General features: G+C 73.3%; 6 protein-coding genes. 2 read left to right on the top strand and 4 right to left on the bottom strand.

Features of this window, described 5'->3' with window-relative positions:
• Positions 1-272: 272 nt before the first annotated feature.
• On the top strand, positions 273-578 hold the full coding sequence (locus AB8A24_RS38345) for a 4a-hydroxytetrahydrobiopterin dehydratase (RefSeq protein ID WP_369478806.1): 306 nt from the start codon (positions 273-275) through the stop codon (positions 576-578).
• A gap of 4 nt (positions 579-582) precedes the next feature.
• Positions 583-1,347, top strand: a complete 765-nt coding sequence (locus AB8A24_RS38340; RefSeq protein WP_369478805.1) for a class I SAM-dependent methyltransferase — start codon at positions 583-585, stop codon at positions 1,345-1,347.
• 47 nt (positions 1,348-1,394) lie between these two features.
• Here AB8A24_RS38340 and AB8A24_RS38335 read toward each other — a convergent pair whose 3' ends face one another.
• The 4 genes from AB8A24_RS38335 to AB8A24_RS38320 all read right to left on the bottom strand — a co-directional run bounded on the left by AB8A24_RS38335 (position 1,395) and on the right by AB8A24_RS38320 (position 7,109).
• Positions 1,395-2,243, bottom strand: coding sequence for an aldo/keto reductase (locus AB8A24_RS38335; RefSeq protein ID WP_369478804.1), 849 nt, complete (start codon positions 2,241-2,243; stop codon positions 1,395-1,397).
• Positions 2,244-2,361: 118 nt separating this feature from the next.
• Positions 2,362-3,138 (bottom strand): ABC transporter ATP-binding protein, encoded by a 777-nt coding sequence (locus tag AB8A24_RS38330; RefSeq protein WP_328960894.1) that lies wholly within the window; start codon positions 3,136-3,138, stop codon positions 2,362-2,364.
• A complete protein-coding gene (locus AB8A24_RS38325; protein WP_369478803.1) occupies positions 3,135-5,831 on the bottom strand; it encodes an ATP-binding cassette domain-containing protein in 2,697 nt (898 codons plus the stop codon). Before AB8A24_RS38325 ends, AB8A24_RS38330 begins: the two co-directional genes overlap by 4 nt.
• A 9-nt stretch (positions 5,832-5,840) precedes the next feature.
• Entirely contained in the window at positions 5,841-7,109 is a 1,269-nt protein-coding gene (locus AB8A24_RS38320) for an ABC transporter substrate-binding protein (protein WP_369478802.1), read from the bottom strand.
• Between the last annotated feature and the right edge of the window lie 86 nt (positions 7,110-7,195).

Below are 7,195 nucleotides of genomic sequence, written 5' to 3'. Positions count from 1 at the left end.
GCGGGCGCGGCTCAGGCCCCGGCCGGGACCGCCCCGGCGGGAGCCGCCGCGCCCGCGCCCGCGATGAACGTACGCCTGGAACTTCCTGTGCCCGCCATGGCGAATGCCCCCTCGTTACCGCTGGTAACAGTCCGTTCGGCGCAGGAGCATATGGGGGGCTCGACGGACCTGGAAGGCGTAGAAGTACCCGAGCGCACTATGGCGCGAAAGGATTGGTCCGCCGTGCACTGTGGGAACCTTGACTACACGTCACGGGGAAAAGGAGCCGGTGCATGCCGAGTGAGCCGCTGTCACAGAAGGAGATCGAGGACCGGTTGCGGGAGCTCCCCGGCTGGGCCTTCGAGGACGACCGGATCTTCCGCACCTACCGGGTGGGCACGCACTTCGCCGCGAGCGCCCTCGTCGCCCATATCGCTTCGGTGCAGGACGAGTTGAACCACCACTCCGACCTGACCCTCGGGTACAACACGGTCCGGCTCTCCGTGAACAGCCACGACGCCGGCGATGTGGTGACGGAGTCCGACTTCGCCCTCGCCGAACGTGTCGAGGCCCTCGCCCCGGCCCACGGCGCGAGCTAGGCCGATGACCACGCACATACCGTCCGTGAGATCCCTGCTCGACTACGACGCCGAGGCCGAGGCCTACGACGCCACCCGCGGCGGAGTCCCGCGTGCCGAGGCGGCGGGCGCCGCCGTCCTCGAGCTGCTTCCCGCGGACGCGCAGACCCTGCTCGACCTCGGCTGCGGCACCGGCATCGTCACCAGCCGACTGAAGCGCCCCGCCCTGCGCGTGCTGGGCGCCGACGCCTCCCACGGCATGGCCGCGACGGCCGTGCGGCGCGGCGTCCCGGTGATCCTCGCCGACGCGGCCCGGCTGCCGGTCCGGTCGCGATCACTGGACGCGGTGAGCGCGGTGTGGCTGCTGCACCTGCTGCGCGAGCCGGGCCTGGTGCCGGCGGTGATCGCCGAGGCGGCCCGGGTGCTGCGACCCGGCGGGGTGCTCCTCGCCACGGTCGACAAGGACTCGGCGCACGACGTCGGCAGCGACATCGACGCCGTCTTCGCCGCGCACCTGACCCCGACCCCCTCGGACGCCTCCGGGGAGGTCGAGGCCTACGCGGCCCGGGCGGGACTCCTCGCCGTCGGCGAGGCCCGCTTCACCGGCCACGGCCAGGGCCGCACCCCGCGCGGCTCCGCCGAGGCCCTGCTCGCGGGCCGGTACGCCTCCCGCATCGTCCCGCGCGGCATCACCGCGCGGGAACTGGCGGCCCGGCTGGAGCTGCTGCCGGACCAGGACGTCCCGCGCGCGGAGCCGACGTACCGCATACGGAGCTTCGTACGCGTCTGACCCGCGGGACGGGGCGAGGCGGGGCGGGACGTCCGGATCCGGACCGGTCACACGTCGAACTCGGCCGGGTCCGGACCGATCCGGCGGCCCGCCGCGCCCGCGCCCAGGGCGTCCAGCGCGGCCATGTCGGCGGCCGACAGCTCGAAGCCGAACACGTCCAGGTTCTCCCGGATGCGCGCGGGGGTCACCGACTTCGGGATCACGACGTTCCCGTGCTGCAGGTGCCAGCGCAGCACCACCTGCGCGGCGCTGCGTCCGTACGCGGCGGCTATCGCGGTCACGGCCGGGAGCGTCAGCAACTCCTTGCCCTGGCCCAGCGGGGACCAGGCCTCGGTGGCGATCCCACGCTCGGCGTGCACGGCGCGCAGCTCGGCCTGCGGGAAGAGCGGGTGCAGCTCGACCTGGTTCACGGCCGGGACCAGCTCGCTCTCGGCGGCGATCCGCGCCAGGTCGGCCGGGCGGAAGTTCGACACGCCGACCGCCTTGGCGCGCCCGCTCGCCGCGATCTCCTCGAAGGTCTTCCAGATGGCGACGAAGTCGTCGCGCATCGGACGCGGCCAGTGGATCAGGTACAGGTCGACGTGGTCGAGGCGCAGCTTGGCCAGGGAGTCGTCGAAGGCGCGCAGCACCTGGTCCCGGCCCCACTTCTGCTTCGGGCCGTTCCACAGCTTGGTGGTGACGAACAGCTCCTCGCGCGCCAGGCCGGAAGCGGCGACGGCCTTGCCGGTGCCCGCCTCGTTGCGGTAGATGGCGGCCGTGTCGATGCTGCGGTATCCGGCCTCCAGGGCGGCCCCGACGGCGCGCTCCGCCTCCGCGTCCGGCACCTGCCAGACGCCGTAGCCGAGCTGGGGCATGAGCGTGCCGTTGTTGAGCTTGATGGCGGGGACCTGGTTCACGTCTGGTCGTTCCCTCACGTCGTCGGTGCGTAGGCGCGGTGGCCGAAAGGCGTCGTACGAGGGGCGACAACCGGCCTCTCGTACGACGTATTCCCGCCATCCGCTCCGTGCGCGGCCCTCACGCGGTCCCGAGGTACGCCTCCCGGACCAGCGGATTCGCCCGCACCTCGGCCGCGGTGCCCTCGGCCAGCACCGTCCCGAGGTCCAGTACGACGACCCGCGCGCACAGCTCCATCACGAACGCCACGTCGTGCTCGACCAGCAGCACCGCGCAGCCCTCCCGATCCGCCAGCCGCCGCACGACCTCCGCGAGCCGGTCCCGCTCGGGCGCGGACATGCCCGACGCGGGCTCGTCCAGCAGCAGCACCCGCGGCGGATCGGCCACCGCACGGGCCAGCTCCACCATCCGGGCCTGCCCGACGGGCAGCCCGCCGGCGTACGAGGCTCCGAGCGCCCCGATCCCGCAGTCGGCCAGCACCCGCTCGCCGCGGGCCCGGCGCTCGCGCTCCCGGGCGCGCCGGCCCGGCAGGGCGAGGAGATCGGCGGCCGGTCCGCCCCCGCCGCCCCGCCACTCCTGCGCCACCAGCACGTTGTCGGCCACGCTGAGCTGCCCGAACAACTGCTGCCGCTGGAAGGTCCGGCGTATCCCGTGCCGGGCCCGCCAGACGGGGGAGCGGCGCGTGACGTCCGCCCCGTCCAGCAGCATCCGCCCCTGGTCGGGGCGGCGGATCCCGGACAGCACGTCGAACAGCGTGGTCTTCCCGGCGCCGTTCGGCCCGATCAGCCCGCACACCTCGCCCGCGCGGACCCCGAGATCCACCCCGGTGAGCGCCCGAACGCCGCCGAAGCGCACGCCGACCCCGCGGGCCTCCAGCACGTACCCGCCCTCGCTCATGTCGCCATCCCCAGGTAGGCCTCGGTGAGCCGGTCCGCCTCCACCTCGTCCCGGGGGCCGCACCAGGAGACCCGGCCCTGGGAGAGGTAGGCCACGGTGTCGGCGATCCCGAGGATCTCGGCCGCCTTCTCCTCCACCAGGAGCAGCGCCGTCCCGGCGTCACGGAGCTCGGTGAGCAGCGCGTACACCTCCTCCACCACGCGCGGGGCGAGCCCGAGCGAGGGCTCGTCGGCGATCAGCACGGCGGGCGGCCGCTGGAGCAGCGGCGCCAGGGCCAGCATCTGCTGCTCCCCGCCCGAGAGGGCTCCCGCCGGGATCCGGCGCCGCTCGGCGAGCCGCGGGAAGCGCGCGTAGACGGCGGCCCGGGCGTCGGCGTCCTCGAGGTACAGGGCCAGGTTCTCCTCGATGGTGAGCGCGGGGAAGATCCCGCGCCCCTCGGGGGCGAGCAGCACCCCGGCCCGCGACCGGCGTACGGCCCCGTCCCGGGTCGCGTCCCGCCCGCCCACGTACACCGCCCCGGTCCCGACCGGCAGCAGCCCGGCGGCGACCCGGCAGGCGGTGCTCTTCCCGGCGCCGTTGGGCCCCAGCACGGCGAGGATCTCGCCCGCGCGGACGGCGAGATCCACCCCGTGCAGCACGAGCCCCCCGTCGTACCCGGCGGTGACACCGCGCAGCTCCAGGGCGACATCAGCCGCGCCGGCGATCGAGGCGCGGGGGTTCGGGGGCGGAGCCCCCGACGGGTCCGGGGCGGGGCCCCGGGAAGCGGCGGAAGCGGCGGGAGCGGCGGCGGCGCCCCGCCGCGCCCACCGCACCGGGACCGCGGCGCAGTACCCGTCCGGGTCGTTGGCCAGGGCCAACCCGGCCAGGCCGAACAGGATCACCGGCAGGTGCGCCGACGCCGTCACGTAGTCGGACAGCACCCGCGGAGCGACCGCGAACACCAGCCCCGCCACCACCGCGTACTGCGGCCTGCGCACCCCCGCCGCCACGACCACCGCCAGCCACACCAGCCCGGTCATCGCCGTGAAGTCCGTCGCCGTGATCCGGGTGTTGTACGAGGCGTACAGCACGCCCCCGAACCCGGCCAGCCCCGCCGACAGGGTGAACAGCAGCAGCTTCGTGCGCAGTACGGAGACCCCCGAGGCGACCGCCGCCGCCGGGGCCGACCGGACCGCCAGCATCGCCCGCCCCGACGGGGAGTTCCGTAGCGCGGTCAGCCCGGCCGCCACCAGCGCGACCAGCACCACCAGGGCCACCCCCAGCGCCCGGTCGTCGGAGAGGTCCACCGGCCCGAACACCGGCCGCGGGATCGACCACCCCGCGTCGCCGTTGCGCAGCCACCGCAGCTGGAACAGCACCTGATCGGCGAGGAAGGCCAGCGCCAGCGTGGCCAGGGCCAGGGATCTGCCCCCCAGCCGCAGCGCCGGCAGCGCGACGAGCGCCCCCAGCAGGGCCGCCACGCACGTGCCCACCGCCAGCGCGGCCACGAACGGCCAGCCCCGGCTCATGAGCAGCCCCGCCACGAGCGCCGCGCCGGTCACGAAGGTGCCCTGCGCCAGCGAGACCATCGCCCCGAGCCCGGTCACCACCGTGAAGGACATGAACACGAGCGCGACGGCCAGCCCCTGCGCCAGCAGCCCGCTCCAGAAGGGTGTGGTCACGGTGTAGAACGCCACGCACAGGAGTACGGCGCCCGCCGCCCACACTCCCCACCGCCGCGACCACGGGGCCCCGGCCAGATGGTCGACCGGCGGCGGGTCCACGGCCGCGACCCCCGCCGCGCGTGCCCGACGGGTCAGCACCAGCAGCCCGCCGAAGAGGATCAGGAAGGGTACGGCCGTACGGAAGCCGGTGACGGACTCGGCGAAGGACGCGTACCCGGCCACCAGGTTCTGCAGCACCCCGAGCCCGAGTCCGCCCGCGAAGGCGAGCGGCACGGACGCGAACCGTCCGATGACCGCCGCCGTGGCCGAGACGAACAGGAACAGGGTGAAGTCGTGCGCCGACAGCCCCAGCAGCGGTGTCGCCAACACACCCGCCAGTCCGGCGAGCCCCGACGCGATCATCCAGGCCACCGACGACAGCCGGTCGGCGCTGATACCGCGCAGCTCGGTCAGCGAGCGGTTGTCGACGGCGGCCCGTAGCCGCAGCCCCAGCCGGGTGTGCCGCATCAGTACCCACAGGGCCACCGCCACCAGCGCCGTCACCACCCAGGTGATCAGCTGGTCGGAGTCGATGCCGACGCCGTCCGTGAGCTGCCAGGACTTCGCCGGGCTGGGTCCCACTCCCGGCAGCCCGAACTGGTTCTCCGCCGGCTGCACGGGCGCGCCCGCGTCCGCCAGCAGCTCCACCACCCACAGCCCGGCGGCCGGCAGCGCCACCAGCAGCCCGATGGTGGCCACGATCTGCGCGGTCTCACCGACCCGGGCGAGTCGCCGGAACATCAGCCGGTCCAGCCCCCAGCCGAGACCGGGGGCCAGTACGAAGACCACCAGCAGGGCGGCCGGGACGGCGGGCCAGCCCAGCCCCGAGTGCAGTTCGTAGAAGGTGAGCGCGCACAGGTAGGCGGTGGCCCCGTGCGCGAAGTTGAACAGTCCGGACGCCGAGTACGACAGCACCAGCCCGGTGGCGAGCAGTGCGTACAGGGCGCCGGAGACCAGACCGCTCAGTACGAAGACGAGCAGATCCCCCATGCCGCTGCCCTACTTGAAGGGGATGGGTTCGTAGCACTTGAACGGTACGGAGACCTCGTACGCGCCGTTCTTCAGCTGTACGAGCGCTCCGCAGCCGAAGCTGTCCTTCTGCCCCTTGGGCTCCGCCCGGTCGCCGACGAGCGTGCCGGTGTCGGAGAAGCCCTGCGCGGCGGCCTGGAAGGACTCGACGGTCAGATCCTTGCCGGCCTTCCGAGCGATGGAGACGAACAGGTCGGCCGACATGTACCCGGTGAGCATGTGCATGCTGAGCGGCACCTCCTGGCCGCCCGCGGCCGCCTTGATGTCGGCCTTGAACTGCGTCATCTTCGGATCGGTGGACTCGAAGGGCTGGAACTGCAGCAGCACGTGCACCCCGTCGAGGGCCTGCTTGGTGGCGTCCTTGGCGAGCAACCCGGGGTCGTAGTCGGTCGGGTCGGAGAGCAGCCCCTGGTAGCCGCTGCGCTTGAGCGCGGTGAACAATCCGATGTTGTTCGGGGTCTGCATGACGGAGACGACGGCGTCGGGGGCCTTGCCGTCATTCGCGGCGAGGATCTCCTTCACGTACGCGGACCAGTCGCTCGGGACGGCGGTGGCGGGCACGGAGGCCTTGGCGTAGGAGACCTTGAACCCGGCGCTGGCGAAGCCCTGCTGGAAGGTCCGGATGCCGAACTTGCCGGCGTCGCTGTCGTTGGCGATGATCGCGACCGATCTGCCCTGCGCCCCGCCCAGGACCTGGCCGATGCCCTCGGGCCAGGTCTGGTTCAGGGTGCCGCCGGGGATGGGGACCAGGCAGCCGTTGAAGCCGTAGATGTGCTGGGGTCCGCAGAAGGACGGCAGGGTGCCCCAGCCGAAGGTGGGGACCTTCTCCTGCTCCAGGAAGTCCGCGCCGGAGAAGGTCACCGAACTCATGGGGGCGACGGCGAAGACCTTGTCCTGCTGGACGAGTTTGCGGGCGGCCGCCAGGTTCTTGGCGGGGTCCTGACCGTCGTCCTCCGCGCCGAGGTAGTCGATCTTCCGTCCGTTGATCCCGCCCTCGGCGTTGGCCCGGAGGTAGCGGGCCTTGGCGCCGAGGTCGGTGTCCTTCTTGCTGTAGCCGCCGGCGCTGGTCATCGACACGATCCCGCCGACCTTGACGGAGTCGGCGGTCACACCGCGGGAGTTGCCGGGCGCGTCGCCGGGTTTGCCGGGGGAGCTGCCGTTCGTGGAGGCGGAGTTGCAGGCGGAGACGAGCGCGAGGGCCGCCGCAGCGGCGGCCAGGGTGCGGATCGGTCGCAACATGTCGGGGATCCCCTCCGGTCGGAATCCCCGCATTCTGTGCGCGACCTGACGGATCGTCAATATTGCCGACGGGTGGAAATGACGAA

The sequence above is a fragment of the Streptomyces sp. BF23-19 genome, from assembly GCF_041106355.1.
Lineage (GTDB): Bacteria > Actinomycetota > Actinomycetes > Streptomycetales > Streptomycetaceae > Streptomyces > Streptomyces virginiae_A.
This window is presented reverse-complemented; position numbering and strand designations above follow the sequence as displayed.

Coding starts and splice junctions, on each gene's coding strand:
- AB8A24_RS38345 (WP_369478806.1), top strand. CDS start 273: ATGCCGAGTGAGCCGCTGTCACAGAAGGAGATCGAGGACCGGTTGCGG.
- AB8A24_RS38340 (WP_369478805.1), top strand. CDS start 583: ATGACCACGCACATACCGTCCGTGAGATCCCTGCTCGACTACGACGCC.
- AB8A24_RS38330 (WP_328960894.1), bottom strand. CDS start 3,138: ATGAGCGAGGGCGGGTACGTGCTGGAGGCCCGCGGGGTCGGCGTGCGC.
- AB8A24_RS38325 (WP_369478803.1), bottom strand. CDS start 5,831: ATGGGGGATCTGCTCGTCTTCGTACTGAGCGGTCTGGTCTCCGGCGCC.
- AB8A24_RS38320 (WP_369478802.1), bottom strand. CDS start 7,109: ATGTTGCGACCGATCCGCACCCTGGCCGCCGCTGCGGCGGCCCTCGCG.